This window comes from Halomonas cibimaris, assembly GCF_039537045.1.
Taxonomy (GTDB): Bacteria; Pseudomonadota; Gammaproteobacteria; order Pseudomonadales; family Halomonadaceae; genus Vreelandella; species Vreelandella cibimaris.
The window spans coordinates 196,779-222,430 of the sequence record NZ_BAAAZT010000030.1 but is presented as its reverse complement, the minus strand read 5'-3'; the positions used below and the strand labels follow the sequence as shown (position 1 = coordinate 222,430).

Sequence of the window (25,652 nt, the reverse complement as noted above, 5' to 3'; positions counted from 1 at the left end):
TTTCCTCACGCGAAAGACGCCGCACAGGCGTCGAGTTCAGCGGCGGGCAGCGCAAATACGCCGTGCCCGCCGCGCTCGAATTCCAGCCACACAAACGGCACATCAGGGAAGGCCGCTTCCAGGTGGCGATCAGAGTTGCCGACTTCCACGATCAGCCAGCCGTCGTCGGTCAGGTGCTCGCGCGCCTCGCGCAGCATCCGCCGAACGATATCCAGCCCGTCGCGGCCTGCCCCCAGCGCAAGCTCAGGCTCGTGGCGAAACTCTGCCGGCATGGTCAGAAGGTCCCGGGCGTCCACGTAGGGCGGATTGGCCACGATCAGCTCGAAGCGCTGGCCGCCAAGGCCGTCGAACACGTCGGACTCAAGGGCCCGTACCCGGTCGCCCACGTCGTGGCGGGTGATGTTTTCCCGGGCCACGGCAAGCGCGTCCCGGCTGATATCGGCAAGGGTCACCTCGGCGGTGGGCAGGTACAGCGCGGTGGCAATGCCGATACAGCCCGAACCGGTGCACAGGTCCAGCACCCGGGCCGGCGGCAGCTCGCTGAAAAAAGCGCCAAAGCCGTCTTCGATGAGCTCGGCGATGGGCGAGCGGGGAATGAGCACGCGCTCGTCGACGTTGAACGCAAACCCGGCAAAAAACGCCTCGCCCAGCAGGTACGGCAACGGCTCGCGCCGGGTGATGCGCTTGCGCGCCAGCGCCACAATGCGCGTGCGCTCCACGGGGAGCAGCCGGGCATCCAGCACCGCCGGGTCCACGTCCCAGGGCAGGTGCAGCGCACCGAGCGTGAGTGCCACGGCCTCGTCCCAGGCGCTTGCGGTGCCGTGGCCGTAGTGCAGCCCGGCCAGGTGAAATTCACTGGCCACCCAGCGCATGCAGTCGCGCAGGCGGGGCAGCTCGGCGGCAAGCGCGGCGTCGGGCTGGGCAAGCGTGGAAGCAAAACGGGGCGAGCGGCGGGCAACGGGTGACAAAGCGGTCACGAAAGCTCCTTGAAGGATAAGCGGGCGAACAAGGCACCGCGGCGCGGCGAAGGCCCATTGTACCTTTCGCGCCGGCCGGTTCACAGCGGCGCCAGTCACGCTATACTGTGCGCTTTACGGTTTCTTTTTGCTTTTGCACCTATCGACGACGAGCCCGCCATGAACCGCCGCCGCCACGCACCCGACGACGATCCTGCCGACGACTTCGGCGCCTTTCGCCAGGCGCTTGAGGCCGCCGGCGTGCGGCGCATCAGAACCAACAGAGCGGACACCGGCAAACCTCGGCCGGCCGTCGCCGACAAGGCGGCGCGGCGCAAGGCGGCGGTGGAAAGCCAGACGCTCAACACCACCGGGCGCACTTCGGACGGCCGGGTGGAAGCCGTGCGCCCGTCGGAATATCTGGAGTTTTCGGTGCCGGATCTGCCCTGGCGCACGCTAAGCCAGCTAAAGCGCGGCAAAACCGGCTGGCAGGCCGGGCTGGATCTGCACGGCTACACCCTGGAAGAGGCGCGCCTGGAGCTTGAGAGCTTTCTGCGCGACGCCGCCGGCCAGGGGCTGCGCTGCGTTATCGTGGTACACGGCAAGGCCTGGGGGGCCACGGCGGACTTCCCCGTGCTTAAAAGCCACACCAACGCCTGGCTGCGCGAGTGGCCGGGGGTGCTGGCGTTTTGCTCGGCGACGGACGTGGACGGCGGCACCGGTGCTGTGTATGTGCTGCTGCGCCGGGCCGCGCGCGGTTAGTCACCGGCCACCGGATGATCCCCGACCGGCGGGTCCTCGGCGCAGGGCAGCGTGCGATGCCCTTTACTGCCCAGGTGACGCTCAAGGGCCTGATCGCCCAGATACCGCCCCAGCCGGATCAGCTCGTCGGCACGGTGAAACTCGTAGGCGCTGCACACGGTCTTGGGCACATCAATCATCACATCCGGCGAATAGCCCGCTACCTTGTACTTGGCAAGCGCCGCCTGGGTAATATCAAACGACTGCAAAATCATGTCCAGCTTGCCCCATTCGTGCTTGCCGCGCTCTTCGGCGCCGGCCGGGTCGGCCTCGTCTTTGTCGCCTCCCGGGTTTCCCAGCCCTTGCCACAAACGCCGCGTGGCGCTGCGCACGTCTCGCATCCAGCGGCTGACCACCTCTGTGCCATCGCTTTCGGCGGCCACCCGCTTTGCAGGCGCGCTGCCGGGCAACAGCTCTTCCAGCATCACCGGCTGCGGAGTGTGCGCTGTAACGTTGACCGCCACGACGATATCGGCCTGGTGCGCGGCCAGCACCGGCATGATCGGCAGCGGATTGAGCAGCCCGCCGTCTACCAGCACCTGATCGCCCAGCGTCACCGGGGTGATCACCCCGGGCACGGCAATAGAGGCGCGAATGGCGCGCAAAAGCGAGCCGTGCTGAAACCAGACCTCGCGCTGGCGCACCATGTCGGTGGCAACCGTGGTCACCGGCATCGGCAAGTCTTCCAGCTGCACGTCGTGAATTAGGGCGTCAAGCTTTTCCATCACCTTGTTGGCACGCATGGCGCCCATGGGGCTCCAGGTAACGTCGACCAGGCGCAGCACGTCAAGGTAATCCAGCCGGCTTACCCAGTCACGGTACTCCGGCAGCTTGCCCGCGGCGTAGACGCCGCCCACCAGCGCGCCCATGGAGCAGCCGGCAATGGAGACAATCTCAAAGCCGCGCGCCTCCAGGGCGTCGATCACGCCGATGTGAGCGTAGCCGCGCGCCCCGCCGCTGCCCAGGACCAGCGCCACCTTACACGAACGGGCGGACGCTTGTTTGTTCATGGCTTTCTCCAAGTGCAAGGCTTAAGCGGCCGCCAGCCCGTTGATCACCGCCTCAACCACGCCGCTGATACGCCCGGGCTCCAGGTGCAAATGGTGCCCGCCGGGCACTACACAGCGCGTCAGGTGCGGCACCGCTGACCGGGCCCGGATGGCAAAGGCGCGCTCGCCGAGAATCCCCTGCTCGCCCTCGATCAGCTGCACCGGGCAGCGGATAGCGGCCAGCAGCGCAGGCACCTGCTCCGGGGTAAAGCGCACCGGAGACGGCTTGAGCAGCCGGCTGTCGGTGCGCAGGGTAATGCGTCCGTCGTCCAGGGTGCGGCTGTTACGCGCCACCAGCGGCTCTGCGGTGGCCGCATCGATAGGCGTCACACCGCCGGCCACCCGCGCGGCTACCGCACCGGCCAGATCAGCGTAGACGGGCATACGCGAAGGCCCCGCGCGGTGGGCCAGCAGCCCGCGGCGCAGCTGCGCCGCGGCGTTTTCCGCCGGCGTTGACAGCATCCCCAGCCCGTCGATCAGCACCAGCCGGCTGACGCGCTCGGGCAGCGCAGCGGCCACCAGGCAAGCCACCGCCGCGCCCATGGAATGGCCCAGCAGCACGGCATCGTTGGCGCCCAGCTCGTCCATTGCGTTGAGCACGTCATGGGCGTAGTCCCACAGGGCGTAGTCGTCGTTGGCGCCGGCGTTGCCGGCGGAGCGCCCGTGGCCGCGAAAATCCAGCGCCACGATGCGCACGTCCAGCCGCGCGGCCAGCACAGGCGCCAGCCGTGTAAAGCTTGCGGCGTTGTCCAGCCAGCCGTGCAGCGCCAGCCACAGCGGGGCATCATGGCGGCCCCAGCCAAGCGCAGCCAGCTGCCCCTGTGCCAGCGTAAGCGCGGTGACGCCCGACGCCTCAGCGGCTACCATATCGGCATCAATGTCTTGCATTGGTTTTTACCTTTTTCTATCGCCAAGGAGGCAACATGACACCGCACCGTTATACCACCGCACGCAATCGCATTTTTTTCATCGCCGTGATCGCCGCGGCTGTCGTCGGCGCCTGGCTGGTGCGCTAGCGCGCTACCGGTGCCCGGCCCAGCCGCGGACTCAGCCATTCGCCGGCTGCGGCCATGGCGACCAAAATCCCCAGCAACCACGGCCAGTGATCGGCAAACGTTACCTGGTAAAGGCCCAGCGCATCGATGAAAATCACCACGATGCCCAGAGGACTTACGTAGCGCACCATGAAAAGCCACAGCGCATACAGCGCCGGCGGCAGGGCCAGCTCCTTGCGAAAGAGCTCGCCGTCAAGCACAAAGCCGGCCAGCACCACCATGCCCAGCCCGCCCAGCGGCATCAGCAGGCGCGAGGTCAAGTAGTCCAGCCAGTCGAAGAAGTTCTTGCCCAAAAGCGTCCAGTCCGCACCGACGTTAAACGACAGCATCGCCAGGGTGCTGATCAGCCACAGCACGATACCCGCCCCCCAGGCCGCCTGGGGGCGCGAGAGCCCCTTGTTGTCGCACAGCCAGGAAAGCGTGGCCTCAATCATGGAAATCGACGAGGTCAGCGCGGCCATGGACAGCATGACAAAAAACAGCACGCCAAACAGCGTGCCAAACGGCATGGACTGAAACGCCAGCGGCAGGCTCATGAAAATCAGCCCCGGGCCTTCACCGGGGTCCATGCCGTTGGCAAAGATCGCCGGAAAAATCGCCAAGCCCGCCATCAGCGCCACCACGGTATCGGCAATGGCCACGCCGATGGCGGTGCGCCCGATGGAGGCGCTTTTCGGCAGGTAGCTGCCGTAGGTCAGAATCGCCCCGGAGGCCAGCGACAGAGTAAAAAACGCGTGCCCCAAAGCGGCCAGCATCCCCGCGCTCGACAGGCTGCCGGCGTCAAAGGCGAACAGAAAGCGCACCGCGTCGATAAAGCCGCCGGAAAACGCGCCGTAAACGATCAGCAGCAACAGCATCAGCACAAGCCCCGGCATCATCCAGCCAACGCTTTTCTCAATGCCTTTCTGCACGCCCTTGCCGACGATAAACATGGTGGCCACGGTCACCAGCGTGCTCCAGAAACCCAGGTTCAGCGGGTTTTGGTTGTTGGCGCTAAACACCGCCACCATGTCATCCACGCTTGTGCCGGCCAGGCCGCCGGTGAGCATCTTCCATACGTAGGCAAACGACCAGCCGGCCACCACCACGTAAAACGACAGCACCATAAAGCCGCAGAGCATGCCCATCCAGCCCACCAGCGACCACACAGAGCCGCGACCGGACTCGTTGACGACCCGACGAATGGCATCCACGGGGCTTCCGCGACCGCGACGGCCGAACGAAATTTCGGTCATCATCACCGGCACACCCACGGCAAAAATGCACGCCAGATACACCAGCACAAAAGCGCCGCCGCCGAACTCGCCGGTAATATAGGGAAACTTCCAGATATTTCCCAGCCCCACCGCCGAGCCGGTGGCCGCCAGTAAAAAGCCCCAGCGGCCCAGCCACTGCGCGCGTGGTTGTTGTGACGTCGTCATGGATACTCCGTTATTTGCGTGCGTTGTCCGGCCATGGCCTGTGCGCCGTAAGTGTAGGCGATTTTACCCGACCCGTAGCGCTGCGCCTATGGCCCGGCACGCGTTGCCCAAAACGGCGTGGCTGAACGCCTTGGGTTCTGCCCTTGTCGCCCCCACTCTATTGCCACTGGCAAAGGCAAGCGCCTGCCTTTTACAACCGTTCACTCCATAACGCTCCGCGCGCGCTTTCTTCGCGCCGGGGCGTTTGCCTTAAGGACGCACCATGAGTCAATCCCAAGCCCCCTGGAAACAGCCCATGCCCGCCGCGCAGTTTTCCCTGATGCGTGACATTCTCGCCGCGCCCAGCCCCGTGGGCCTGGAAGCGGCCATGACCTACGGCGTGCTCAAGCCGCACTTCGAGCGCTTTGCCCCCAAGGGCTGGCAGGTGCATCAGTTCAAGGGCAACGCCGGCATCGTGCTCGATACCCACCCCGGCCGTGACGACATGTTCAAGCTGATGCTCATCGGCCATGCCGACAAAATCCGCATGCAGGTGCGCTCTATCGGCGAAGACGGCAAGATCTGGATCAACACCGACTCCTTTCTGCCCACGGTGCTCATCGGCCACGAAGTCAAGCTGTTCAGCGAAGACCCGGAAAAACCCGGCGAGTACCGCTGCCTTGAGGGCGGCACGGTGGAAGCGCTGGGCGCCATCCACTTCTCTGACCCGGCCCAGCGCTCAGGCGAAAAGGGCATCAAAAAAGAGCAGATCTATCTTGACCTGCAGATTCACGGCGACAACAAAAAGCAGCAGGTGGAAAACCTCGGCGTGCGCCCGGGGGATTCGATTATTTTCGACCGCCCCATCCGCGAAGGCTTCAGCCCGGATACCTTCTACGGCGCCTACCTGGATAACGGCCTGGGCTGCTTTGCCACCGCTGAAGTCGCCCGGCTGATCGCCGAGGCCGGCGGCACCGACAGCGTGCGGGTGATGTTTGCCATCGCCAGCTACGAGGAAATCGGCCGCTTCGGCAGCCGCGTGCTGGCCGGCGAGCTCAAGCCCGACGCGCTGATCGGCGTAGACGTCAACCACGACTACGTGGCCGCCCCGGGCATCGGCGACAAGCGCATGCAGCCGCTGGAAATGGGCAAGGGCTTTACCATGTCGGTGGGCTCGATCGCCAGCGAACAGCTCAACCGCGTAATCGCCCAGGCCGCCAAAGCGAACGACATTCCGCTGCAGCGCGATATCGTCGGCGTGGATACCGGCACCGACGGCATGGCCGGCGTGCTGGCAAGCGTGGACTGCGCGGCCACGTCCATCGGCTTTCCCATCCGCAACATGCACACCATCTCGGAAACCGGCAACACCCGGGACGTGCTGGCGGCCATTCACGGGTTGACCCACGCCATTCAGGCGCTGGACAAAATGCCCGATCTGGACCGCGCATTTCTGGACAACCACCCACGGCTGGACAACGCCCGGCCGCTTGACCACCAGGGCTGCGAAGCGCCGCAAAGCGACGACGAATAAGCCCCGGCAAGGTGGCATCCTTCGCGCCGTTCGCGCGGCCAACACACACTCGCTGCCCTGCGTTCGCGCCGGCCCCAACGGGCCGGCCAGCGACGCTTGCCCCGGCAGCCGCAAATACTCCGGGAGACACTCATGGGAGAATATGAACAAGCGCACGAAAACGCTTCCGGTTCGGGCACTGCTGCACGTATCGGCCTGATTCTGGGGCCTTTGTGGCTGCTGATCGCATGGATTTTGCCGGCCCCGGCCGGCATGTCGGAGCCTGCCTGGTCGTGTCTGGGCATTGCGATGCTGATGGCGACCTGGTGGTCCACCGAAGCCATTCCGATTCCGGCTACTTCGCTGCTGCCCCTGGTGCTGGTGCCGGCGTTTGGCATTGACACCGTCAAGGCCACCTCGGCCAGCTACGCCAACCCCATTATCTTTTTGTTTCTGGGCGGCTTTCTGATCGGCATCGCCATGCAGCGCTGGGACCTGCACCGGCGCATTGCCCTGCTGGTATTGCGCCTTGTCGGCGCCCAGCCCCGGCGACAGATTGCCGGGTTCATGCTGGCGACGGGCTTTTTGAGCATGTGGGTGTCCAACACCGCCACCTCGATTATGATGCTGCCCATCGGCATGTCCGTGATTACGCTGCTCGATGACAGCGATCCCAAAGAGCTTGCGCGCTACGCCACCGCGCTGCTGCTGGCGATTGCCTACTCCGCCAGCATCGGCGGTATTGCCACTCTGATCGGCACGCCGCCCAACGCGCTGCTGGCGGGCTATCTGCTCAACGAGCAAAACATCGACATCGGCTTTGCCCAGTGGATGCTGGTCGGCGTTCCCGTCAGCCTTTCCATGATGGCGCTGGCCTGGCTGTGGCTTAGCCGCGGCGGCTTCAACATCAACACCGGCAAGGACAGCGGCGCCATGATCCGCCAGGAGCTTGAGCGCCTGGGCCGCATGAGCCGGGCAGAAAAGCGCGTGGGCTGCGTGTTTGTGCTGGCCGCGCTGGCCTGGATCTGCCGCCCGCTGCTTAACAGCGCCGGTCTCGACTGGCTTTCGGATACCGGCATTGCCATCGCCGCCGGCATTGCGCTGTTTCTGATTCCCAGCGGCCAGCACAGCGGCCAGCGCCTGCTCAGCTGGCCGGAGGCGGAAAAGCTGCCCTGGGGGGGTGCTGCTGCTCTTTGGCGGGGGGGCTGGCGCTGGCCGGGGCCATTACCCAGTCAGGGCTGGCCGACTGGATCGCCGAGCAGCTTGCCCTGCTCAGCGCAGTGCCGCTGATTGCGCTGATTGCCGCTGTGGTGCTGGTCATTATCTTTCTGACCGAGGTTACCTCCAACACCGCCACCGCCGCGGCCTTTCTGCCGCTGCTGGGTGCTCTGGCGGTATCCATCAACCACGAGATACTGCTGATCACGGTGCCGGCCGCCATTGCCGCCAGCTGCGCGTTCATGATGCCGGTGGCCACGCCGCCCAACGCCATCGTGTTCGCTACCGGGCATCTGAAAATCCAGTCCATGATTCGCGCCGGTTTCGCCCTCAACCTGGCGGGCAGCGCCGTTGTTACCCTGCTGGTGTATCTGCTGATTACGCTGCTCTGGTAGCGCTTTGCCCTGCGTCGCTGGCGCCATGAAACGCGCAAGCGATCAACAAAGCCTGACAAGCCCGGCCCGCACAGCAGCGCGCCCCCGGTGGCAACCACCGGGGGCGCGCTGTATCGCCTTCGCGTTCGGCTTAAAGCGTCATGTAGGGCGCGGCCTCATGTTCGCTGAAGGTATAGACGTGATACGGCTCGGTTTTGGCCCCCGGCATACCCGGCGTGCCGCTGGGCATACCGGCAAGCCCGATGCCCGCGGTATCCGGCGCGTCGTCGAAAAACGCATCCAGCGCAGCCATCGGCACATGGCCTTCTACCCAATACGCCCCCATTTTAATCGTATGGCAAGAGCCTCGGCCGTAGGGTATGCCGGCCTGTGTTTTCACATCTCCCATATCCCTGTCACTGATCACGGTAACGTCAACGCCGTGTTCTTCCAGATGGCGTGCATAGCCGTCGCAGCACAGGCACTGGGGATTTTTATAAAGCGTGGCGGTTGCCGGCAGCGCGGCCTGGGCGGCGGTAGCGCTCAGTGAGGTCAGTCCTGCCAGCAATAGCGGGGTGAATACGCGACGCATGGCGTTCTCCGTATAAGTTCATTGATCAGCCCGGCGCTTTACGCCACCTATCGCGGCCTGCCGGCGTCCGGCTGAGCTTACAACCTATGGGCAACCCGCAGGTCAAGGATCACGGGGCTGAAAATAATGCGCGCAAACATCGCCGCTCACACCCGTTTGAACGGCGCGATAGCGCGAAAAATACCGGTTTTGCTCATATCCCGGCGCAGGGTAAACGCCTCGATCGCCGCGACCGGATCGATATCCGCCAGCGCATCGAAATGCACCCGCTCCCAGCAATCGCGCGTTACCTTGACGCGGTAATGCGCCGCTGAAGTCGAAATGCCATACGCTCCTCTTTTGCCTACCTGTCTGCCGGCATGGGCGCACTGCGCGCCCGCTCGCGCTGATCCTTAAGCGCCACGACCAGCGACATGGCAATCACCAGCGCGATAATGCCAAAGCCGCCGGCCGCCGCTACCGGCCAGGAAACCCTCTCCAGCAGCGCAAACACCGCCGCGGTGATCACCGCAATGCCGATGGATGTGCCGATGCGCTGGCCGGTTTGCATGATGGCGCCGGAGCTGCCGGCGTAGGCCAGCGGCACCTCGGCAAGCGTCAGCGCCTGATTCGGGCTGACGACCGCGCCCTGGGCCGTCCCCACCAGCGCCAGCGAGGCCATCAGCCACCAAGGGCTGATGTAGCCGCCGGCGTGCAGCAAAATAACGACCATACACAGCAAAAGCCCGGTAATCGCACAGCACAGCCCGCCGATGACCACCTTGCGCCCGTAGCGGGACACCCGCTTGCCTGCCCAGTTGGCCGCAATAGCGGACATCAGCGCCGAGGGAATCCCCACCGCCCCGGCCTCAATGGCCGAACGGCCGATGCCTTGCTGCATGTAAAGCGCCACCAGCACCCAGATGCTGGTCATGCCCAGAAAATACAGCGTCATGATCAGCGAGCCGTTGGTAAAGCTGCGCGTAGCGAAGATATCCAGATTGACCATGGGGCTGCATCCCTGGCGCTCATAGTGGCGCTCCCAGCGCACCCAGATCACCGCCAGCGCGATGCCCGCCGGCAGCCATAGCCAGGTCAGCGGCGCGGTACGCGCCTCCATGAACGGAAACAGCACGGCAAACACCGCAAGCCCGAGCAAAAGCGAGCCCACCGGGTCCAGCAGCCGGGCGATATGCAGCAGGCGATGCGAAATACCAACGCGGCCCCGCGGGCCACGATCCAGCAGCGGCCGAGGAAACCAGGCAAACGCCAGGATCAGCGTCAGCACGCCGATGGGCACGTTGACCAGAAACGTCAGCCGCCAGCCGATGTCCGCGCCGCCAAGTTCGATCAAAAGCCCGCCAAGCAGCGGGCCGATCCCTACCGATACGCCTACCACGCTGCCAAAATAGCCAAACGCTCGGCCGCGTTCGCTACCGCGGAAATACTGCTGGATCATGCCCACGCCCTGAGGGTTCAAAAGCCCCGAGCCCACGCCCTGAACAAAGCGCGCGGTGTTCAGCGCCGTGGCGTTGGGCGCCAGGCCCGAGGCAATGGACGCCGCGGTAAAAAGGGCCACCCCGATAATGAAAATACCGCCACGGCCCATGATATCCCCGGCCCGACCGGCCGCTACCAGCACAACGCCAAACGTCAGCGCATAGCCTGAAAGCACCCACTGCAGGTCAGACTGCGACGCGCCCAGCCCTTTTTGCACCGCCGGCAGCGCCACGTTGACGATACTTACGCTGATCAGCGACATGGCGATGGCCGACAGCAGCACTATCAGTACCCGCCAACGCACCGGGTCCTGGGTGATATCAATATCTCTTGATGTCGTTTCAGACTGCGCTTGCACGAATCCACACTCCCCTGCTCGCTGAAAACCCTGCCGGCGCCCGAATAACACCAGGTCACACGCAGCGCCCGGGCGGCGGTATCCGCAGCGCTATGATAGATGCGCAGGCCCCTTTCAGCCAGAAGGCGTACCCGCTTGAGGCGCCACCACGCGGCGTGTGCACGATTTTTGAAGTGCCCGCCGGGACCGGCGCAGAAAAGCGAAAATCCGCGATGCCAGGTGCCAAAGCAGGTGGCCTTGCACAAGAAGGCCTTCAAGTAAACCGAGCTGGGTATGTGGCGTGCGATGCCCGGGCCCTATTGAAAGAAGCCCAAAAGGCCAGATGCTAAAAGGCCGATGCCAATGGGAAGCAGCGTGCGGATGGAAACAATACAGGCAAAGAAAAAGCCGCTGAAGTCAGCGGCTTAATCAAAAATCTGGCGGAGGAGGAGAGATTCGAACTCTCGAAGCCTTTCGACTTACTCACTTTCCAGGCGAGCTCCTTCGACCACTCGGACACTCCTCCGCAATCTGTTGTTCTACGCGCTGCAGGCGCTTGCCTTTATCCGCGAGAACGGCGCGTATAGTAATGACTCCCACAGGAAATGGCAAGGAGTTTTTACCGCTGGCCGCTAGAGCCGTCCGTTTGCTGCCGGCAACACCACATAGCGACCGCTGGCATCAAGGCAGCACGTATCACCGCTGAAGACCGTCTGGCGCAGGATGATGCGCCCTTTGCCGCCAGCGCGCAGCGATTGGGCAAGCGCGGCACCGGCGGCGGCATCAGCGGGAAAACAGGCCAGCCGGTAGTCCGCTGTAACCGGGGCCACAAAGCGCTGGCTGGCTTCGGCCACCACCACGCTGCGAGCCAGCCCCCGGCGGCGCAGCCATAGTGTAAGCCAGCACCAGCCGGCAAGCGTCGTCTGGGCAGCCAGCGCCCCGCCAAAGCCGGTGCCCTTGTCATTCAGGCCGGGGGCCAGCGCCAGCGACCAGTGCAGGCAATCGCCTTCCCGGCGCATATCCGTGATGCCCAGCTCGCCGGCAAGCGGGATGGCCTTTTGCAGCCAGTCCTGAAACGTTGCCATATCGTCGTCGCGGCCCGTTTCGGGCAGCGGGAGCGGCGGGTAAGCGATGCCCGGCGTGCGCTGTGGCTGTGGCTGTGGCATACGTTAGTCCCAGCGCTCAACAAAGTCGGCGGTATCATGCTCGGCCACCGGCTTGTGCCGGCCGCCGAGCGTACCCAGGTAGACAAAGCCGATCAGTTCATCGTTTTCGTCAAGCCCCAGGCCTTTGTGCACGACCGGATCGAAGGCGTATCGGCCGGTGCGCCACATGGCGCCAAACCCTTGAGCGTGGGCCGCCAGCAGAATACCGTGCCCGGCGCAGCCGGCGGAAAGCACCTGCTCAAGCCTGGGCACGCCGGGCACATCCGGCGTGACACGAGCCACCACGGCGATCACCATCGGTGCGCGCAGGGGTTTTTTACGCGCGGCGGCAAGCACGGTGTCGCTGGCGTCGGGGTCTGCCTGAAATTCAGCCTCGGCGTAGAGCTCGCCCAGGCGCTCGCGGCCTTCACCGGTGAATTCGATAAAGTGCCAGGGGCGCAGCTCTTTATGATCAGGGGCGCGCAGGGCCGCCTGATAGATCGCCTCAAGCGCCTCGCCTTTCGGGGCCGGCGCGCCCAGCTTGCCCATTGAGCTGCGTTTATGCAGAAGCGTCATTGCATCCATCAGTGCCTCCGTTCAAGCAGTAGAAGGCGCTACTCTAGCGCGGGGGTTACTGCCGCGCCAGCCGCAGCGGGCTCGGCGGGCGCAGGCCCGGCGTGGCGCGCCAGGGGCTGATATCCAGCCCGCCCCGGCGCACGTAGCGGGCCAGTACCAAAAGCTCCTCGGGGGCGGCTTTGGCCATCAGGTCGGTAAATATCCGCTCGACGCAGTGCTCGTGAAAGCCCTGGTGCTGACGAAAGCCTACCAGGTAGCGCAAAAGCCCTTCGCGGTCGAGTGCCGACCCGCGATAGCGCACCATCACGCTGCCCCAGTCGGGCTGGCCGGTCACCGGGCAGTTGGATTTCAACAGGTGCGAGTGCAGGGTTTCTTCGACGATCTCGTCGCTGCCCTCGGCCAGGCGCAGGTGCTCGGCGCTGGGCGTGTAGTCGTCAATGGCGATGTCCAGATCATCGATGCACTCGCCGGGCAGCCGGCGCGGGGTGAGCGCCGCGTCGTCCACGCCGAGCAGGTCAACGCCCACGCGCCCGCCCGCCGCGGCGGAAAGGTCGCGCTCAAGGGTAGCGGCCACCTCGGCGCTATCAGCGAAGCGCGTCTGGTTGAAGCCGTTGAGGTAGAGTTTGAACGACTTGGACTCGATCAGGCTGGGTGCGTCCGCCGGCAGGCGAAAGCGCCCGACCGCGATCACAGGCTTGCCCCGGGCGTTGAGCCAGGAAAGCTCGTAGCCGTGCCATTCGTCCTCGCCGACAAACGGCAGCGCAGCGCCTTCAGCCAGCCCCAGCGCGGCTCGGTTTTCTGCCCGGGGCAGAGGGAAAAGCAGCGAAGCATCGTAGCGGTCAGGATAGGCAGCGCTGCGCCCCAGCGGGGCATGTTCCAGGCTTGCAGGCGTCGCGTTCATGGCAATTTCCTTGTGTCTGTGCAAAAAGGCACGATCGGGCCTTAGCTGCGAATGCCGTAGCCGCGCTCCAGCATGATCAGCGCGATGGTATACAGTACGGTAATAAACGCAAACGAGGCCGTGAGCGCCCAGACGGCGGGAATGTCCGAGACGCCGAGAATGCCGTAGCGAAAGGCGTTGACCATATACAAAATCGGATTGAGCATTGATACGCTCTGCCAGAAATCCGGCAGCAGCGAGATGGAGTAAAACACCCCGCCCAGATACGTCAGCGGCGTCAGCACAAACGTCGGCACAATGGAAACGTCGTCAAACTTGTTGGCCAGCAGCGCGTTGATAAAACCGCCAATGGCAAACAGCGCCGAGGTCAGCATCACCACCAGCAGCGTCATCAGCGGATGCGCCACGGTCAGCTGGGTGAAAAACAGCGACACCACGGTGACAATCGCGCCCACGCCCAGCCCGCGCGCCATGCCGCCCAGCACAAAACCCGAGAGCACCACCCAGCTGGGCATGGGCGAGACCATCATCTCTTCCACGCTGCGCTGAAACTTGTTGGAGAAAAAGCTCGACGCCACGTTGGAATAGCTGTTGGTGATCACCGCCATCATGATCAGCCCGGGGACGATGAAATCCATATAGCTGAAATCATCCATGGTGCCGATGCGCGAGCCGATCAGGTTGCCAAAGATGATGAAATACATCGCCATGGTGATCGACGGCGGCAAAAGCGTCTGCGGCCAGATACGGGTAAAGCGCTTGATTTCCTTGACGACCAGCGTCCACAGCGCGACCAGGGTCTGGGTGGCGTTCATGCGCTTGCCTCCTTTTGCTCGCTCGGCGACGCGTTTTGGCCGGCATCGTCTGCGCGGTCGTTGACCATGGATACAAACATTTCTTCCAGCCGGTTGGCGCGGTTGCGCATGGACGTGACCTCGATGCCCTGCCGGCTCAGCGCCTCAAAGATGCTGTTGAGCCGCTGGCCGCGACGGATGACCACCGCCAGCTGGGCCGGCTCGCTTTGGTAGACCTCAAAGCCTTCGATATGCGGCACCGCATCCAGCGGGCGGGTCAAATCCAGCAGGAAGGTTTCCGCATTCAGCTCCGCCAGCAGCCGGCGCACGCTGGTGTTACGGATGATATCGCCGTGATTGATAATGGCGATGTTGCGGCACAGGCTTTCGGCTTCTTCCAGATAGTGGGTAGTGAGGATAATCGTTGTGCCCTCTTCCCGGTTGATCCGGCGCATGTACTCCCACATGCTGCGCCGAAGCTCGATGTCTACCCCGGCGGTGGGCTCGTCAAGAATCAACAGCTTGGGCCGGTGCATCAGCGCCCGGGCGATCATCAGCCGGCGTTTCATGCCGCCGGAGAGCATTCGCGCGCTGCCGTTACGCTTGTCCCACAGGCCCAGATCGCTTAAAAGCTGCTCGGCCCGGGGCAGCGCTTCGCGCTTGGGCATGCCGTAATAGCCCGCCTGGGCGATGACGATATCGATCACCCGCTCGAACTGGTTGAAGTTGAACTCCTGGGGCACCACGCCCAGCTGGTACTTGGCGCGGGCGAAGTCGCGGTCGATATCAATGCCGAACAGCGATACCTGCCCGGCGGTTTTCTGCACAAGCGAGCACACCACGCCGAGGGTGGTGGACTTGCCTGCCCCGTTAGGGCCCAGCAGAGCAAAGAAATCGCCCTGCTCCACGTCCAGATCAATACCTTTGAGTGCGTGAAAGCCGTTGCCGTACACCTTGGTCAGGCCACGGATCGACAATGCCGGTTCGGCCATGAAACTGTCCTGTCAGCAGGGGTGAGACACATGTGAAGCGTTTGCGTGAAGCGTTAGCCGCCTTTGACATTAGGGCATTTGCCAGCTTTTCAAGGCGCAGGGCTGCGAGCGGGCGGGCATCGGCGGCAAACAGACACGCCAAATGCGACCGTTAGCAAAGCTAATGTCGTGATCAAACAAGGCGTGAAACATCGATAGGTACGGCCGGATGCGGCCTTGACTGCGCCTGGAGCGGGAAAGGAGATTCGAACTCCCGACCCTCGCCTTGGCAAGGCGATGCTCTACCGCTGAGCTATTCCCGCAGCGCTTGGTGTGGCACGACGCTCAACGATAGCTGATACGACGTGTAGCGAGTGGCGTCCCATAGGGGGTTCGAACCCCTGTTACCGCCGTGAAAGGGCGGTGTCCTGGGCCACTAGACGAATGGGACACAGGTTGACCGGCTGACTGGAGCGGGAAAGGAGATTCGAACTCCCGACCCTCGCCTTGGCAAGGCGATGCTCTACCACTGAGCTATTCCCGCACGGTGCTGTCGTCAGACGGCTGCTCGCTGCCGGTTGGCGTCCCATAGGGGGTTCGAACCCCTGTTACCGCCGTGAAAGGGCGGTGTCCTGGACCACTAGACGAATGGGACGCTGTATAACAACCGAACTGGAGCGGGAAAGGAGATTCGAACTCCCGACCCTCGCCTTGGCAAGGCGATGCTCTACCACTGAGCTATTCCCGCAAACCGATACCTGACGTGACAAGTGGCGTCCCATAGGGGGTTCGAACCCCTGTTACCGCCGTGAAAGGGCGGTGTCCTGGACCACTAGACGAATGGGACGCGGTGCCGCCTCGTCGAGGTGGCGCGTATAGTACTCAGCGGGGTAAAACGTGTCAAGCGTTTATCTTTGCCACCCTCGGCGTTGGCGATACGGCGCGTTATCCTCAAAGGCAGGAATCCGGCAAAGACAGGAACAATTTGCCCGGAACACGCGTCGTACTCGTTCATCACCACAGGAGAATCCGATGGCCAAACTGGAAAAAACGCCCGCACAGTGGCGCGAGCAGCTTACCGCCGAGCAGTACCGGGTCACCCGAGAAAAAGGCACCGAGCGCCCTTTCACCAGCGACTGCGACGCACACAGCGGTCAGGGCCTGTACCACTGCGTATGCTGCGACGCACCGCTTTTTGAAAACGAGCACAAGTTCAATGCCGGCTGCGGCTGGCCCAGCTTCGACCGCCCGCTCGGCCGGCAAAGCGTGGAAGAACACTTCGATACCAGCCACGGCATGAGGCGTACCGAAGTCGTCTGCGCCCGGTGCGATGCCCACCTGGGGCATGTCTTTCCCGACGGCCCGCCGGACACTACCGGCCTGCGCTACTGCATCAACGGCGTAGCGCTGGACTATCGTCCCGACGAGTAGCGCGCCTTTGCAATATATCAGCCGCCGCAGACCAGCCAGCCCGGGCGCCTTCTGGTAAACTGAGCGCCCGTTTTTTATCGCGCCGCCGGGCGGCGCTGGAACCCCTCAGGAGAATGCCATGCTGGGCTGGTTTCCCGGTCATATGAACAAGGCGCGTCGCCAGATCAAAGAAGCGCTGCCCGAAATCGACGTGGTGATCGAGGTGCTCGATGCTAGGCTGCCCTACTCCAGCGCCAACCCCATGCTGGCCGAGCTTGCGCGGCACAAGCCGACGTTGAAAATTCTGTCCCGGGCGGATCTGGCCGACCCCGAGCGCACCGCCGAGTGGGTCGCCCATTTTGACGCCCAGCGCGACACCCGGGCGCTTGCCATCACCGTCACCAACCCCCGCGAACTCAAGCAGATACCCGCTGTTTGCCACACGCTTGCCGGGCACGTGCGCGCCGACCGCGACGTTCGGGTGATGGTCATGGGCATCCCCAACGTGGGAAAGTCCACCCTGATCAACGGCCTGGCCGGGCGCAAGATCGCCAGGACCGGTAACGAACCCGCGGTCACCAAGCGCCAGCAGAAAGTGCCCGTCGGCCAGCGCGTAGCGCTGATCGACACGCCCGGCGTGCTGTGGCCCAAGATCGAAAACCAGGCAAGCGCCTATCGCCTGGCCGCCAGCGGCGCCATCCGCGATACCGCCATCGACTATATCGACGTTGCCGTTGTCACCTGTGCCGAGCTGGCACGGCGCTACCCCCACGCCCTTTGCGCGCGTTACAAGCTGAAAACCCTGCCCGCCTACCCGGGCAGCGAGCGCGCAGCACAGGCAAGCGTGGACAGCGACGGCCCTGCGCGCCCGGACTTTCTCGCCGCGGCCGGCTTTGACGGGTACGCGATTCTCGATGCCATTGCCCGCAAACGTGGCGGTCTGCGCGCCGGCGGCGTGGCGGATATGCATCGCGGCGCCGAAGTGCTGCTCCACGAGCTGCGCGACGGCAAGCTGGGCCGGGTCACGCTGGAAACGCCGGCCGACATACCCGCACCCGAGACGTTCACCGGCGCCGACGATACCGCTGCCGACGCCTGACCTATTGCGCCCTGCCCCGACCCGACTTTGCCTACTTTTACTGGAAGCGCACCATGGACACTCCCAAGCCCTCCGAGCCGGCAACGCTCGACAAGTCCCACAAGCTGGATAACGTCTGCTACGACATCCGCGGGCCCGTGCTTGAGCACGCCAAACGGCTGGAAGACGAAGGCCACCGCATTCTCAAGCTCAACATCGGCAACCCCGCGCCGTTCGGCTTTGAGGCGCCGGAAGAAATCCTGCAGGACGTGCTGCACAACCTGCCCACCGCCCAGGGCTACTGCGATTCCAAAGGGCTTTACTCCGCGCGCAAGGCGATCATGCAGGAGTGCCAGCGCAAGCAGATTCCCGGCGTCGGCATTGAAGACATCTACATCGGCAACGGCGTATCCGAGCTGATCGTCATGGCGCTGCAGGCGCTTTTAAACGACGGCGACGAGCTGCTGATCCCGGCGCCGGACTACCCGCTATGGACGGCGGCCGCCAACCTTTCGGGCGGGCGCGCGGTGCACTATCTGTGCGACGAACAGGCCGACTGGGCGCCGGACATGGACGATATTCGCCGCAAGATTACCGCCCACACCCGGGCCATCGTACTGATCAATCCCAACAACCCCACCGGCGCGGTGTACCCGCCCGAGGTCATCCGCGAGCTGCTGGCCATCGCCCGCGCTCACGGTCTGGTGGTGTTTGCCGACGAAATCTACGACAAGATTCTCTACGACGAAGCCAGCCACACCGCCGCCGGTGCGCTTGCCGACGACGACCAGCTGGTCATCACCTTCAACGGCCTGTCCAAAAGCTACCGCTGCGCCGGCTTTCGCTCCGGCTGGATGACGCTGTCCGGCAGCGTGGCCAAGCAGCGCGCCCAGGGCTTTATTCAGGGGCTGACGATGCTGGCCTCCATGCGCCTGTGCGCCAACGTACCCGCCCAGCACGCCATTCAAACCGCGCTTGGCGGCTATCAGTCGATCAACGATCTGATTCTTCCCGGCGGCCGGCTGCGCGCCCAGCGCGACATTACCTACGAAAAGCTCAACGCCATTCCCGGGGTCAGCTGTGTGAAGCCCCGGGGCGCGCTTTACGCCTTCCCCCGGCTGGACCCTGCGGTATTCAACATCCAGGACGATCAGCGCCTGGTGCAGGACCTTTTGCTCCAGGAAAAAATCCTGCTGGTGCAGGGTACGGCGTTCAACTGGCCGGAGCCGGACCACGTGCGCATCGTCACCCTGCCCTGGGCTGACCAGCTGGGCGATGCGCTGGACCGCTTTGCCAACTTTCTGTCGCGCTACCGCCAGTAGCGCAAAAAACGTTGAAGCCCCGGGCTTGCAAAGCCGGCGATCGTGCCTATATCTAGCTGACCTGGCGCCCGCACACTCGGGCGTCCTGCTTTCCCTGTCATCCTGGCGTTACGGAGACCCACGACGATGATGCGAATTGTACTCTTCCTTGCCACCAACCTGGCGGTATTGCTGGTCGCCAGCCTGACGCTGCGCCTGCTCGGCGTAGAGAGCTATCTGACCAGCCAAGGGCTCAACTTCACCAGCCTGCTGATTTTCTGCTTTGTCTTCGGCATGGCCGGGTCCATGGTGTCGCTGTTCATTTCCAAGTGGATGGCCAAGCGCTCAACGGGCACGGTGATCATCGAATCCCCCTCCAATGCCACCGAGCAGTGGCTGGTGGATACCGTCGCCGAGCTTGCCCGGGAGGCAGGCATCAAAACGCCGGAGGTGGGGATTTTCCCCGCCCAGCAGTCCAACGCCTTTGCCACCGGCTGGAACAAAGACGATGCGCTGGTAGCGGTATCGGCAGGCCTGATGAACCGCATGCGCCGGGAGGAAATCCGCGCGGTGCTGGCCCACGAGATCGGCCATGTGGCCAACGGCGACATGGTCACACTGGCGCTGATTCAAGGCGTGGTGAACACCTTCGTGATGTTTTTTGCCCGGGTGGTGGCCCACCTGATCGACCAGTTCATGCGCGGTGACGATGAAGACGGCGAAGGCCTGGGCTTTTTCGGCTATTTCGCCGTGGTGATGGTAGCCGAGGTCGTGTTTGGCATCGCCGCTTCCACCATCGTGGCGTGGTTCTCGCGCTTTCGCGAATACCGCGCCGATGAGGCCGGTGCGCGCCTGGCCGGCAGCGGCGCGATGATCGCCGCGCTTGAGCGGCTAAAAGTCGAAACCCAAGCGCCCGACGAAATGCCCGACACCCTGCGCGCGCTGGCCATTACCCAGGGCCAGACGCGCTCGCTGATGGAAAAGCTGTTTGCCAGCCACCCGCCGCTGGATGACCGCATTCGGGCCCTTCAGGAAGCCTCCTACCGGCAGTAAACCACACCGCTGCATCTGGCTCAGGCGGCCGGCGACGCTTCAACGTTGCACCCGGCCGCCGCCAGCGGCCCGGCAAGTGCTCGGGCCTCGCCTGTCAGCCGTACCGTCAGCGTGGCCAGCTCCCGGCGCAGCGGGTAGTGCGCCCGGCAGGCGTCAAACCCGGCGGCCATCCCCGATTTGTTTGCCCGGCGGGCCAGCAGGTCGTGATCGCGGCGCGTATCGTATACCGCTCGCACACAAAGCCTCAGCGCATCTTCCACCGGCATAATCCGGCCAAGCGTCAGCTCGGCCAGCGCCGCCGGCGGGCAGATATCATCCAGCGTCAGCGTGCCGGCGACTTTTTGATGCGCCGCCAGCGCGCGATGAATCATCAAGCTGCCGCGCAGCTTGCCGTCCAGGCTATAGCCGGCAATATGCGGCGTGGCAAGCGCTGCCCGGGCATGCAGTGCGGCATCGATTCCCGGCTCATTTTCCCAGACATCCAGCAGTGCGGTGATATCGCCCGGCCCGTCCAGGCGCCGATACAGCGCGTCGCCGTCAATACAGTCGCCGCGACCGGCGTTGAGCACCCACGTTCCCGGCCTGAGCGCGGCAATGCGGCCGGCATCAAGCAGATGGCGAGTCGCATACGGGCCCTTGCGCACCAGCGGCGTGTGCAAACAGAGCACATCGCAGCGCGCAATCAGCGCCTCCAGGGAGACAAAGCCTGCACTGCCTTCACGAGCCGCGCGGGGCGGGTCGCATACCGCAACGTCTACTCCCAGCCCCTCAAGGCGCGCCTGCACCCGGCGGCCCACGCTGCCGGCGCCGACGATGCCAACGCAACGCTCAAGCAGCGGCCTGCCTTCGCGTTCGGCCTGGCCAAGCAGCGCGGCCAGCACGTAGTCCGCCACGGCCTCGGCGTTGCAGCCCGGCGCGCTGGCAAAGCCGATGCCCTGCGCGGTGAGGTAGTCACGGTCGATATGATCGGTACCGATGGTACAGGTCCCCACAAAACGCACCGGCGTATCCGCCAGCAGCGCCTCGTTTACCGGGGTGACCGAGCGCACGATCAGAACATCGGCGTTGTCCAGATGGGCACGGGTGATCTCGCGCCCGGGTATCCGGGTGATCCGGCCGAAGGCGCCAAAGCAGGCGTCAGCGGCGGGAATATTGGCATCCACAATCAGGTGCATGGCGTTTTTTATCTCGACCTTTACAATACGCAGGCAAACGGCCGCATCAGGCAGCGGCGCGCCGCAGGCGTGGTGAATACAGCATCCAACAGGCAGCGTAACGACAAGAGGGTAGCGCGTGATCGTACGGTGGGAAACCGAGCATGACTATGTGCTGATTCATATCCATCAGGATATGTTCAACGACTGGATTTTCAGCCGCGCCTGGGGGCAGATCGGCACCCAGTTCGGCGGGCTGGAACACCGCCTGGCAGACAGCCTGGAGCAGGCGCAGATGTGGCTGGATGACGACGCGACCATTCAGCGCTCCCGGGGCTTTAGAAAGGTGCTGGATGTCGCCGCCGAAACCCCCGAAGGCCGCCAGGCCATGCGTCAGCTTTCCCTGCTTGACGCTCTCTGAAAGCCCGGCCGCCCGCCTGCAACGCTTTTGGCGCGCACAGGTGCGCCGGCCGTCACCAAAGCGCAATCCAGAGTTTGCGTCTACCGTATAAGGTGTAAAGTGTAGGCATACCGGTTTGATGCAACGCTTTTAGCCCAACGTTCTGGAGGTCACTGCTCATGCAAGCTGCCGATGTAATGACGCCCGACGTCATCTCCGTTCACCCCGATGGGGATGTCAGCGAAATCGCTACGCTGCTGCTGACCCACGGCATCAGCGCTGTACCGGTCGTTGACGATAACAACGGCGTTGTCGGCGTTGTCAGCGAAGCCGACCTGATGCGCCGCATCAAAAGCGAGACCGCGCCCAGCCGCTCCTGGTGGCTGAACATGCTGGGCAGCAGCAATAGCGCCGCGGACTACGTCAAAAGCCACGGTCGTCGGGCAAAAGACGTCATGACCCCCAACCCGGTGACCATCACCGAGGATACGCCGCTGCATCGCATTGCCCGGCTTTTGGAAAAACACCACATCAAGCTGGTGCCGGTGGTCAAGCATGGCCGCATGACCGGCATTGTCAGCCGCTCTAACCTGCTGCGCGGCTTCTCGGCGCATCGCATTCAAGCCGGTGGCGGCAATGACCGTGAGATCCGCGACGCCATTCTTGAAGAAATCAAGAAAAGCGCCGGCATGATGGTCTATCGCCCGAACGTTATTGTAAGCGACGGCCACGTACAGCTCTGGGGGCTGGTCAAAAACCATACCCAAAAACAGGCGGTGAAAATCGCCGCCGAAAACGTGGCCGGCGTCAAAACAGTCGAAAACAACCTTGGCCTGACGCCCCAGGGCATGGGCGGCTAACGCCGCTGTTCACACTACCCCAGATAGCGCCGGCCGCCGCGCTGGTAGGCCGCCGTGGCCTTGGGCGCTTTGGGCGGCGAAAGCCAGGCGGCCAGGGCGGCCTCATCCAGCCAGCCGCGGCGGCGCAGCCACTCTCCCAACCTTTGAGGATCCAGGCCGCGGTCAAGCTCGTCGCCGTCACAATCGGCAAGCACCGGAATGCGCACGCCGTAGCGCTGGACAAGCGTATCGTCTTCGCTTATTTCGATGTGCTCAACCACCGCGTCATCGTTTACCAGCGCGTGCACCAGCCCTTCCAGCTGAGCGCAAAGATGACAGCCCAGGGTGGTGTAAAGCCGCAAATAAATCATGCGCCCTCCCCTTTATCGCCCGCCGAGGCGTGACGGATCACGAATACGTGATGCATGCCGGTGCTGCGCTGAAAGTCCGGATCGAAGGTTTGGGCCGAGATATCTTCCACCGCGTAGCGCTCGGCCACCTCACCGTCGAGCTTGAAGCGGCGCTGGTTGTTGGAAAACACCAGCGTGCCGCCGGGCGCCAGCCGCGCCATGGCAAGCTCGATCAGCCGAGCATGATCGCGCTGCACGTCGAGAGTTTCGCGCATCTTTTTGGAGTTGGAAAACGTCGGCGGGTCCATAAAGATCAGGTCAAACTCGGTGCTCGCGGTTTCCAGCCACTTGATGCAGTCCTCGCGCTGCGTGCGGTGGCGCGACGGGTCCAGCCCGTTCAGAGCAAAGTTGTCTTTCGCCCACTCAAGATAGGTGTTGGACATATCCACGCTGACGCTTTCGGTCGCACCGCCCAGGGCGGCCTGTACCGTAGCGCTGGCGGTATAGCAAAACAGGTTCAAAAAGCGCGTGCCGGCGGCCTGCTCGCCGAGCAGCCGGCGCACCGGCCGGTGGTCCAAAAACAGCCCGGTATCCAGATAGTCGCGCAGATTAACCCACAGCCGCGCCCGGCCTTCCGTCACTTCAAAGCGCTCGCCGCTGGCGCCGCGCTTTTCATACTGGGCCTTGCCCGCCTGACGCTCCCGGCGCTTGACGTGGATATGCTGGGGCGACACCTCAAGCACTTTTGGCAGCACCTCCAGCGCGTCGAACAGGCGCTTTTGCGCCTGGGCCGGGTTGACCGTGCGCGGCGGCGCATACTCCTGAACGTGGACGCGATCGCCGTAGATATCCACGGCCAAAGCGTATTCGGGCATGTCGGCATCGTAAATACGGTAGCAGCGCTCGCCGCTTTTCTTGAGCCACTTTTTCAGCCGTTTGCGGTTTTTCATCAGCCGATTGGCAAACATCTGGGCGTTTTCCGGCATCGGCGACGACGCATCCGGCTGGCCTTTAGCGTCGGGCTGCTGTGCCTGCACCGCGGGGCGCTCGTCTTCCCGGCCGATGTCCATCAGCAGCAGCTTGGCGTCCAGCGGGCCGTTTTTCAGCGCATACTGCTTGTGCGCGCGCATGCCCAAACGGTGGCCAAGATCCGGATTGCCGGTAAACAGCGCCAGCGTCCAGCCGGGAAAAAGCGCCTTGGCCTGCTCGCCGATGGTAGCGTAGAGGTTGACCAGCTCGGCCATCTCGCCCAGCCGCTCGCCGTAGGGCGGGTTGGTGATGACCAGGCCCGGGCCCTGTGCGTCCACGCTATCCCGGGTCAGCGCGGCCACGCCTTCACCCTTGAGCGTTAGCAGCGCGGGAATGCCCGCACGCATGGCGTTGGCCTTGGCCGCCGCCAGCGCCGCGGGGCTTTGATCAAAGCCGTAAAACGCGTTTTTACAGCGCTTGCGCCCGATCGAGGCGCGCGCACGGGCCTCGCGCACCAGTTCCTGCCAGGCGGCGGCGTCAAACTGGGCCCAGCCGTGAAAGCCAAAGCGCTTGCGATGAATGCCCGGCGCCTGGTCGGCAGCCATCAAGGCCGCCTCGATCAGCAGCGTGCCGGCGCCGCACAGCGGGTCGACCAGCGCCTCGCCGCGTTTTGCCCGCTCCGGCCACCCGGCGCGCACCAGCAGTGCGGCGGCAAGATTTTCCTTGAGCGGCGCGTGCCCCACGTCCCGGCGATAGCCGCGGCGGTGCAGGCTCTCGCCGGCCAGATCCACGCCCAGCGTTAGCGTCTGGCGGTGCAGATGGGCGTAGATAGAGACGTCCGGCGCCTTGTTATCCACCGTGGGGCGCGCCCGCCCCGCCCGGCTCAGCGCGTCGACAATGCCATCCTTGACCGTTTGCGCGCCGAACAGCGTATGGCGGATACGTTCGCTTTTGCCGTGAAAATCTACCGCCAGGGTCGCACCCTCGGCGATGTGGCGGGTCCAGTTCAGGCGCGAGGCGGCGTCGCGAATCTGCTCCGGGGTCGTCACGCTTATGTCCTGGGAAAGCCGCACGATCACGCGATTGGCAAGGCGCGACCACAGGCACAGGCGATAGGCATCCGCATGGGTAGCCGTTGCCCATACGCCGGCTACGGTCGTTTTCACCGGCGTGGCACCCAGACGGGTCATTTCATCGGCCAGCAGGGTTTCAATGCCCTTGGGGCAGGTCACCAGAAGTTCCAGCGCGTCGGCGGCCGGTGTCGGCGAGGGGGGCAGGGTTTGGCTCGGCTCGGTCATGGTTATCGGGCGCCTTCGGCGCGACATTCCTGATCAATAAAAAGAAAGCAAAAAAGATAAACGCCACATTGCGGCGTTAAATAACGCGCCAACGCTCGACAGGCGACGTATTGTGGGCTAAGCATAAGAGGTGTAGCTACATACAACGCATGCGTTATCCGCCGCGCCCGCAGTACGAGCACGGCATCAGGGTGACCGGCACCGCGCCCCGCATGAGAATGCCGGGCAACGCTGTCGGGTTGGTCCCCCCGCTCTTTGTTTGTCATCTTCGTCCGGCTTATCGGACGAAGCATCGAGTCAGCGTCTACGCCAGGCATCGACAACACGGCCAGGCATCGACAACACGATAGATGCCCTTCTGCCGGCTGGGCGCTGTTTTTCGTCAAGGCTATCAACCACGAGGTTAGCCCATGAAACGACAAAAGCGTGATCCCTTTCAGCGAGCCTATGTCCGCGGTTACAAGGCCGGCATCGGCGGGCGCTCTCGCGACGAGTGCCCAAGCGATAACGTCAACGTGCGTGAGTATTGGATGAGCGGCTGGCGCGAGGGTCGCGGTGATCAATGGGAAGGCATGACCGGCGTTGCCGGTATTCACCGCAGTCCCACCGCGACCGTCTGACGGTGCCCTTTGCCAGGCC

At 63.9% G+C, this 25,652-nt stretch carries 24 protein-coding genes, 7 tRNA genes and 1 pseudogene; 11 read left to right on the top strand and 21 right to left on the bottom strand.

Features of this window, described 5'->3' with window-relative positions; genetic code table 11:
* Positions 1-5 precede the first annotated feature (5 nt).
* Positions 6-872, bottom strand: a complete 867-nt coding sequence (gene prmB / locus ABD654_RS04995) for a 50S ribosomal protein L3 N(5)-glutamine methyltransferase (RefSeq protein WP_344703095.1) — start codon at positions 870-872, stop codon at positions 6-8.
* 264 nt (positions 873-1,136) lie between these two features.
* Between prmB and ABD654_RS04990 the strand changes: the two genes are divergently transcribed.
* Positions 1,137-1,718: a Smr/MutS family protein gene (locus ABD654_RS04990; RefSeq protein ID WP_344702864.1), complete on the top strand. Its 582-nt coding sequence runs from the start codon at positions 1,137-1,139 to the stop codon at positions 1,716-1,718.
* Here ABD654_RS04990 and ABD654_RS04985 read toward each other — a convergent pair.
* The 3 genes from ABD654_RS04985 to ABD654_RS04975 all read right to left on the bottom strand — a co-directional run bounded on the left by ABD654_RS04985 (position 1,715) and on the right by ABD654_RS04975 (position 5,282).
* Complete coding sequence (locus ABD654_RS04985; protein ID WP_344702862.1) at positions 1,715-2,767, bottom strand: patatin-like phospholipase family protein; 1,053 nt, start codon at positions 2,765-2,767, stop codon at positions 1,715-1,717. The genes ABD654_RS04990 and ABD654_RS04985 overlap by 4 nt on opposite strands.
* A 21-nt stretch (positions 2,768-2,788) precedes the next feature.
* The gene (locus tag ABD654_RS04980) at positions 2,789-3,694 is read right to left on the bottom strand and encodes an alpha/beta fold hydrolase (RefSeq protein ID WP_344702860.1); all 906 of its coding nucleotides are present in this window, start codon (positions 3,692-3,694) and stop codon (positions 2,789-2,791) included.
* Between the two features lie 124 nt (positions 3,695-3,818).
* Positions 3,819-5,282: a sodium-dependent transporter gene (locus ABD654_RS04975; RefSeq protein ID WP_344702858.1), complete on the bottom strand. Its 1,464-nt coding sequence runs from the start codon at positions 5,280-5,282 to the stop codon at positions 3,819-3,821.
* A gap of 262 nt (positions 5,283-5,544) precedes the next feature.
* On the opposite strand from ABD654_RS04975, the gene ABD654_RS04970 reads away from it, so the two are divergent.
* Positions 5,545-6,795: a M20/M25/M40 family metallo-hydrolase gene (locus ABD654_RS04970; protein ID WP_344702856.1), complete on the top strand. Its 1,251-nt coding sequence runs from the start codon at positions 5,545-5,547 to the stop codon at positions 6,793-6,795.
* Between the two features lie 132 nt (positions 6,796-6,927).
* A pseudogene (locus ABD654_RS04965) lies at positions 6,928-8,387 on the top strand (SLC13 family permease).
* 130 nt (positions 8,388-8,517) lie between these two features.
* Here the strand turns inward: ABD654_RS04965 and ABD654_RS04955 are convergent.
* Positions 8,518-8,958: a DUF411 domain-containing protein gene (locus ABD654_RS04955; protein WP_344702849.1), complete on the bottom strand. Its 441-nt coding sequence runs from the start codon at positions 8,956-8,958 to the stop codon at positions 8,518-8,520.
* Positions 8,959-9,044: 86 nt separating this feature from the next.
* On the opposite strand from ABD654_RS04955, the gene ABD654_RS04950 reads away from it, so the two are divergent.
* On the top strand, positions 9,045-9,272 hold the full coding sequence (locus tag ABD654_RS04950) for a hypothetical protein (protein ID WP_344702847.1): 228 nt from the start codon (positions 9,045-9,047) through the stop codon (positions 9,270-9,272).
* A 29-nt stretch (positions 9,273-9,301) separates the two neighbouring features.
* Here the strand turns inward: ABD654_RS04950 and ABD654_RS04945 are convergent, their stop codons facing one another.
* The 13 genes from ABD654_RS04945 to ABD654_RS04885 form a co-directional block, all read right to left on the bottom strand.
* A complete protein-coding gene (locus ABD654_RS04945; protein ID WP_344702845.1) occupies positions 9,302-10,795 on the bottom strand; it encodes an MFS transporter in 1,494 nt (497 codons plus the stop codon).
* A gap of 417 nt (positions 10,796-11,212) precedes the next feature.
* Positions 11,213-11,300 (bottom strand) — tRNA-Ser (locus ABD654_RS04940).
* Between the two features lie 106 nt (positions 11,301-11,406).
* Positions 11,407-11,940 carry a YiiD C-terminal domain-containing protein gene (locus ABD654_RS04935; RefSeq protein WP_344702843.1) on the bottom strand — a complete coding sequence of 178 codons (534 nt, stop codon included), beginning with the start codon at positions 11,938-11,940 and terminating at the stop codon, positions 11,407-11,409.
* 3 nt (positions 11,941-11,943) lie between these two features.
* Entirely contained in the window at positions 11,944-12,504 is a 561-nt protein-coding gene (locus tag ABD654_RS04930; RefSeq protein WP_344702841.1) for a nitroreductase family protein, read from the bottom strand.
* Positions 12,505-12,550: 46 nt separating this feature from the next.
* Entirely contained in the window at positions 12,551-13,396 is an 846-nt protein-coding gene (queF, locus tag ABD654_RS04925; protein ID WP_344702839.1) for an NADPH-dependent 7-cyano-7-deazaguanine reductase QueF, read from the bottom strand.
* Positions 13,397-13,437: 41 nt separating this feature from the next.
* Positions 13,438-14,211: an ABC transporter permease gene (locus ABD654_RS04920; protein ID WP_344702837.1), complete on the bottom strand. Its 774-nt coding sequence runs from the start codon at positions 14,209-14,211 to the stop codon at positions 13,438-13,440.
* On the bottom strand, positions 14,208-15,182 hold the full coding sequence (locus ABD654_RS04915; protein WP_344702835.1) for an ABC transporter ATP-binding protein: 975 nt from the start codon (positions 15,180-15,182) through the stop codon (positions 14,208-14,210). Before ABD654_RS04915 ends, ABD654_RS04920 begins: the two co-directional genes overlap by 4 nt.
* Positions 15,183-15,409: 227 nt before the next feature.
* Positions 15,410-15,484: transfer RNA gene (locus ABD654_RS04910), tRNA-Gly, on the bottom strand.
* A gap of 52 nt (positions 15,485-15,536) precedes the next feature.
* Positions 15,537-15,612, bottom strand: a tRNA-Glu gene (locus ABD654_RS04905).
* Between the two features lie 18 nt (positions 15,613-15,630).
* Positions 15,631-15,705 (bottom strand) — tRNA-Gly (locus ABD654_RS04900).
* Between the two features lie 35 nt (positions 15,706-15,740).
* Positions 15,741-15,816, bottom strand: a tRNA-Glu gene (locus ABD654_RS04895).
* A gap of 18 nt (positions 15,817-15,834) precedes the next feature.
* Positions 15,835-15,909: transfer RNA gene (locus tag ABD654_RS04890), tRNA-Gly, on the bottom strand.
* A gap of 23 nt (positions 15,910-15,932) precedes the next feature.
* Positions 15,933-16,008, bottom strand: a tRNA-Glu gene (locus tag ABD654_RS04885).
* A gap of 185 nt (positions 16,009-16,193) precedes the next feature.
* On the opposite strand from ABD654_RS04885, the gene msrB reads away from it, so the two are divergent.
* The 4 genes from msrB (at position 16,194) to htpX (ending at position 20,003) form a co-directional block, all read left to right on the top strand.
* A complete protein-coding gene (gene msrB / locus ABD654_RS04880; protein ID WP_344702833.1) occupies positions 16,194-16,592 on the top strand; it encodes a peptide-methionine (R)-S-oxide reductase MsrB in 399 nt (132 codons plus the stop codon).
* A 118-nt stretch (positions 16,593-16,710) separates the two neighbouring features.
* Positions 16,711-17,670: a ribosome biogenesis GTPase YlqF gene (gene ylqF / locus ABD654_RS04875; protein WP_344702831.1), complete on the top strand. Its 960-nt coding sequence runs from the start codon at positions 16,711-16,713 to the stop codon at positions 17,668-17,670.
* 53 nt (positions 17,671-17,723) lie between these two features.
* Positions 17,724-18,971, top strand: a complete 1,248-nt coding sequence (locus tag ABD654_RS04870; protein ID WP_344702829.1) for a pyridoxal phosphate-dependent aminotransferase — start codon at positions 17,724-17,726, stop codon at positions 18,969-18,971.
* A gap of 126 nt (positions 18,972-19,097) precedes the next feature.
* Positions 19,098-20,003: a protease HtpX gene (gene htpX / locus ABD654_RS04865; protein WP_344702827.1), complete on the top strand. Its 906-nt coding sequence runs from the start codon at positions 19,098-19,100 to the stop codon at positions 20,001-20,003.
* A gap of 20 nt (positions 20,004-20,023) precedes the next feature.
* Here htpX and pdxB read toward each other — a convergent pair whose 3' ends face one another.
* Positions 20,024-21,178 (bottom strand): 4-phosphoerythronate dehydrogenase PdxB, encoded by a 1,155-nt coding sequence (gene pdxB, locus ABD654_RS04860; RefSeq protein ID WP_344702815.1) that lies wholly within the window; start codon positions 21,176-21,178, stop codon positions 20,024-20,026.
* A 118-nt stretch (positions 21,179-21,296) separates the two neighbouring features.
* Here pdxB and ABD654_RS04855 point away from each other — a divergent pair, with 118 nt between their 5' ends.
* Both ABD654_RS04855 and ABD654_RS04850 read left to right on the top strand, forming a co-directional pair.
* The gene (locus ABD654_RS04855) at positions 21,297-21,578 is read left to right on the top strand and encodes a hypothetical protein (protein ID WP_344702813.1); all 282 of its coding nucleotides are present in this window, start codon (positions 21,297-21,299) and stop codon (positions 21,576-21,578) included.
* Between the two features lie 158 nt (positions 21,579-21,736).
* Positions 21,737-22,417 carry a CBS domain-containing protein gene (locus ABD654_RS04850; protein ID WP_344702811.1) on the top strand — a complete coding sequence of 227 codons (681 nt, stop codon included), beginning with the start codon at positions 21,737-21,739 and terminating at the stop codon, positions 22,415-22,417.
* A 14-nt stretch (positions 22,418-22,431) separates the two neighbouring features.
* On the opposite strand, the gene ABD654_RS04845 is transcribed toward ABD654_RS04850, so the two are convergent.
* On the bottom strand, positions 22,432-22,767 hold the full coding sequence (locus tag ABD654_RS04845; protein ID WP_344702809.1) for a glutaredoxin family protein: 336 nt from the start codon (positions 22,765-22,767) through the stop codon (positions 22,432-22,434).
* Positions 22,764-25,013, bottom strand: coding sequence for a bifunctional 23S rRNA (guanine(2069)-N(7))-methyltransferase RlmK/23S rRNA (guanine(2445)-N(2))-methyltransferase RlmL (rlmKL, locus tag ABD654_RS04840; protein WP_344702807.1), 2,250 nt, complete (start codon positions 25,011-25,013; stop codon positions 22,764-22,766). The genes ABD654_RS04845 and rlmKL overlap by 4 nt, the downstream gene beginning before the upstream one ends.
* 410 nt (positions 25,014-25,423) lie before the next feature.
* Here rlmKL and rmf point away from each other — a divergent pair, with 410 nt between their 5' ends.
* Positions 25,424-25,633 (top strand): ribosome modulation factor, encoded by a 210-nt coding sequence (rmf, locus tag ABD654_RS04835; protein WP_344702805.1) that lies wholly within the window; start codon positions 25,424-25,426, stop codon positions 25,631-25,633.
* Positions 25,634-25,652: the final 19 nt, after the last annotated feature.

Coding starts and splice junctions, on each gene's coding strand:
- ABD654_RS04850 (WP_344702811.1), top strand. CDS start 21,737: ATGCAAGCTGCCGATGTAATGACGCCCGACGTCATCTCCGTTCACCCC.
- queF (WP_344702839.1), bottom strand. CDS start 13,396: ATGAACGCGACGCCTGCAAGCCTGGAACATGCCCCGCTGGGGCGCAGC.
- htpX (WP_344702827.1), top strand. CDS start 19,098: ATGATGCGAATTGTACTCTTCCTTGCCACCAACCTGGCGGTATTGCTG.
- ylqF (WP_344702831.1), top strand. CDS start 16,711: ATGCTGGGCTGGTTTCCCGGTCATATGAACAAGGCGCGTCGCCAGATC.
- pdxB (WP_344702815.1), bottom strand. CDS start 21,178: ATGCACCTGATTGTGGATGCCAATATTCCCGCCGCTGACGCCTGCTTT.
- ABD654_RS04985 (WP_344702862.1), bottom strand. CDS start 2,767: ATGAACAAACAAGCGTCCGCCCGTTCGTGTAAGGTGGCGCTGGTCCTG.
- ABD654_RS04950 (WP_344702847.1), top strand. CDS start 9,045: ATGGGCAACCCGCAGGTCAAGGATCACGGGGCTGAAAATAATGCGCGC.
- rlmKL (WP_344702807.1), bottom strand. CDS start 25,013: ATGACCGAGCCGAGCCAAACCCTGCCCCCCTCGCCGACACCGGCCGCC.
- ABD654_RS04920 (WP_344702837.1), bottom strand. CDS start 14,211: ATGAACGCCACCCAGACCCTGGTCGCGCTGTGGACGCTGGTCGTCAAG.
- ABD654_RS04980 (WP_344702860.1), bottom strand. CDS start 3,694: ATGCAAGACATTGATGCCGATATGGTAGCCGCTGAGGCGTCGGGCGTC.
- prmB (WP_344703095.1), bottom strand. CDS start 872: ATGCGCTGGGTGGCCAGTGAATTTCACCTGGCCGGGCTGCACTACGGC.
- msrB (WP_344702833.1), top strand. CDS start 16,194: ATGGCCAAACTGGAAAAAACGCCCGCACAGTGGCGCGAGCAGCTTACC.
- ABD654_RS04930 (WP_344702841.1), bottom strand. CDS start 12,504: ATGGATGCAATGACGCTTCTGCATAAACGCAGCTCAATGGGCAAGCTG.
- ABD654_RS04970 (WP_344702856.1), top strand. CDS start 5,545: ATGAGTCAATCCCAAGCCCCCTGGAAACAGCCCATGCCCGCCGCGCAG.
- ABD654_RS04955 (WP_344702849.1), bottom strand. CDS start 8,958: ATGCGTCGCGTATTCACCCCGCTATTGCTGGCAGGACTGACCTCACTG.
- ABD654_RS04975 (WP_344702858.1), bottom strand. CDS start 5,282: ATGACGACGTCACAACAACCACGCGCGCAGTGGCTGGGCCGCTGGGGC.
- ABD654_RS04935 (WP_344702843.1), bottom strand. CDS start 11,940: ATGCCACAGCCACAGCCACAGCGCACGCCGGGCATCGCTTACCCGCCG.
- ABD654_RS04845 (WP_344702809.1), bottom strand. CDS start 22,767: ATGATTTATTTGCGGCTTTACACCACCCTGGGCTGTCATCTTTGCGCT.
- ABD654_RS04990 (WP_344702864.1), top strand. CDS start 1,137: ATGAACCGCCGCCGCCACGCACCCGACGACGATCCTGCCGACGACTTC.
- ABD654_RS04870 (WP_344702829.1), top strand. CDS start 17,724: ATGGACACTCCCAAGCCCTCCGAGCCGGCAACGCTCGACAAGTCCCAC.
- ABD654_RS04915 (WP_344702835.1), bottom strand. CDS start 15,182: ATGGCCGAACCGGCATTGTCGATCCGTGGCCTGACCAAGGTGTACGGC.
- rmf (WP_344702805.1), top strand. CDS start 25,424: ATGAAACGACAAAAGCGTGATCCCTTTCAGCGAGCCTATGTCCGCGGT.